Annotated in this window: 2 protein-coding genes; both read left to right on the plus strand. The window is 41.3% G+C overall.

Going from position 1 to position 2,898, the window contains the following annotated elements:
- Positions 1-1,464: helicase-related protein (locus G4P69_RS36750; protein ID WP_208354766.1), on the plus strand; the 1,464-nt coding region annotated here is incomplete at its 5' end.
- 5 nt (positions 1,465-1,469) lie between these two features.
- The gene (locus G4P69_RS36755) at positions 1,470-2,771 is read left to right on the plus strand and encodes a DNA-processing protein DprA (RefSeq protein ID WP_208344906.1); all 1,302 of its coding nucleotides are present in this window, start codon (positions 1,470-1,472) and stop codon (positions 2,769-2,771) included.
- Positions 2,772-2,898: the final 127 nt, after the last annotated feature.

Raw genomic sequence — 2,898 nt, forward strand, 5'->3', positions numbered from 1 at the left:
CGAAAAAGTTTGCGTTTACAACATATTTCTCTACCCAGTCCGGCTGCTCGAATGGCATGGTTAGTGGAAAACCTACCCAAACTACCTGGCAGTGGAATTATTTACACATTAACCGTAAGAGATGCCGATAGAGTAGCAGAGTGGCTAAACACGCAAAATATTAATGCTAAAGCCTACCATAGCAATTTAGAAAATGATACTCGTATAGCATTAGAAGACCAACTTTTAGAAAATAAAATTAAAGCATTAGTCGCTACTACCGCTTTAGGTATGGGCTTTGATAAACCAGATTTAGGCTTTGTCATTCATTACCAACGTCCTGGTTCGGTTGTACACTACTATCAGCAAGTAGGACGAGCAGGTAGAGCCGTAGAAACAGCCTATGGAATTCTCCTCAGTGGTGATGAAGATGACGAAATTACTAACTACTTCATCAATACTGCATTTCCTCCACAAATACATACGGAGCAGATTTTAAGTGTGCTTAATCAAGCACAAAAAGGTCTTTCTATAGCTCAAATAGAAACAAAGCTAAACCTTTCAAGAGGTCAAATTGAAAAAGTTTTAAAACTCCTCTCCCTAGAATATCCTGCACCTGTAACTAAGCAAAGTTCTAAATGGTACGCTACCCCAGTAAATTACCAACCAGACACAGAAAAAATTGCAAGATTAACAGAAATTCGTCGCCAAGAACAAGCTAGAATGTCAGAATATATGAGGAGTCAGCAATGCCTGATGGCTTTTTTGGCAGCAGAATTAGACACTCCCAACCCAACAGCTTGCGGTAGATGTGCTGTTTGCTTAGGTAAACCTTTGCTACCAGAAACCTATTCTATGGACATTGTTAATCAAGCAGTTTTGTATCTACGTCGCAGCCACCAAATTATTGAACCACGCAAACAGTGGTCGTTACAAGCATTATCAAGTTACGGATTTTCTGGTAGCAATATTCCCGAAAATTTAAAAGCAGAACAGGGAAAGGCATTATCTTTATGGGGTGATCCAGGTTGGGGAGAATTAGTCAAACAAGGTAAATATCAAGATAATCATTTTGATGATTTACTGGTACAAGGTATGGTGGAGATGATTCAACGTTGGGAACCACAGCCTTTTCCCACATGGGTAACTTGTGTTCCCTCACTGAATCGTCCAGAACTTGTGCCAAACTTTGCTCAAAGATTGGCTACGAGACTAAGTTTACCTTTTAAGCCAGTTGTACAAAAGGTTCGTCAAACAAAGTTACAGAAAGAAATGAGCAATAGTTACCAACAAGCTCATAATTTGGATGGGGCATTTGTAGTTGATTCTTGGGAAGGCATCGACGGTGCTGTATTCTTGGTTGATGATATGGTAGATTCGCGTTGGACTTTTACAGTAATTGCAGCACTTTTGCGTCGTGCTGGTAGTGGTCAGGTTTTTCCTGTAGCATTAGCTCTCAACTCATTTGGTCAAGCAGGGGACTAAAATTGATGTTAAATCACGTCCTTCCACCTGATACTCAAGCAATATTGCTGTTGTGCGGTAGCTTTGGGCAAAGTCGCCAACTAGAACCTCAACCCCTCACCCTGAGTGAGTATAACTCCTTAGCCGAATGGTTGAGGGAAAATCAAATGCGCCCGGCGGATTTACTAGAACCAACAGCAAAAAAACAGTTGGAAAAAATCACAGGTAAAGTCTATCCAGAAAGGCTATTAGCTTTACTAGAACGCGGAGCAATGCTCAGTTTAGCAGTTGAGAAGTGGACAAGCCAAGGATTATGGATACTAGGACGAAGTGATACAAAGTATCCGAAAGTTTTTAAGCAGCGTCTGAGGCATTCCGCACCACCAATTCTCTATGGGGTTGGTAATATTGAATTACTGTCCTTGGGAGGACTAGCAATTGTTGGTTCTCGTGATGTCTCTGAGGAAATACTTACCTATACGGGAAGAGTCGCGCAGAGAATTGCATTAGAAGGAATGCAAGTGATTTCAGGCGCAGCCCGTGGTGTAGATCAACAAGCAATGCTAGGAGTTTTGCATGCCGGAGGAACATCTGTCGGTGTGCTAGCAGATAGCTTGACTAAAGCGGCAGTAAATAGCAATTATCGCTCTAGTATTAAAGAGGGGAGGCTGACGTTGATTTCCAGTTATGATCCTGAAGCTGGCTTCAATGTTGGTAATGCAATGGGGCGAAATAAATATATCTATGCCTTAGCTGATTATGCTCTTGTTGTAAATTCCTCTGTTGGTAAAGGTGGTACTTGGGCTGGTGCAGTGGAAGCGTTGTCTCAAGCTCAACAAATTCCTATTTTCGTGCGTACGCATCCCACCGCGTCAGAAGGTAATCAGCAATTGTGTAATCACGGTGCACAACCTTTTCCTGCTGAACCTTGGAATGATTCTTTAAAAGAACTTTTGGCAAAAGCTACCTCTGCTGTTGAAACGGTGGAGATTGAGACAGTCAACTCACCAATAGAAACTCAAACTTCCCAGCAAGGGTTATCATCGCCTACACATAGCATATACGAAGCTGTTTTACCTATCTTACTCAATCATTTACAGCAACCCAAGGATATAAAATCTTTGGCTCAATATCTAGAAGTCCGGCAATCACAGATGCAAGATTGGTTAAATAGAGCAGTGGAAGAAGGTATGGTGAGAAAAACTACCAAACCTGTAGCCTATGTTGTGAATCAATCAGCTACACAGCTTTCTTTATTATCTTCATCACCCGAAGCACTTACTAATATGTCCTTCGAAGTAAATATGTTGACCCGTGCGCAACCCTAAAAGTACGGGTATTGATCCTGAATAAGGATTAAAAATCTCTGCCTTTTTACAGTTATCACTACCAGCATCAGTTATCAATTAACACCGCACTATATACCTTGATAACTGATTACTGATAACTGAGCCC

Origin of the sequence: Aetokthonos hydrillicola CCALA 1050 (genome assembly GCF_017591665.1) — a bacterium.
Classification (GTDB): Bacteria; Cyanobacteriota; Cyanobacteriia; order Cyanobacteriales; family Nostocaceae; genus Aetokthonos; species Aetokthonos hydrillicola.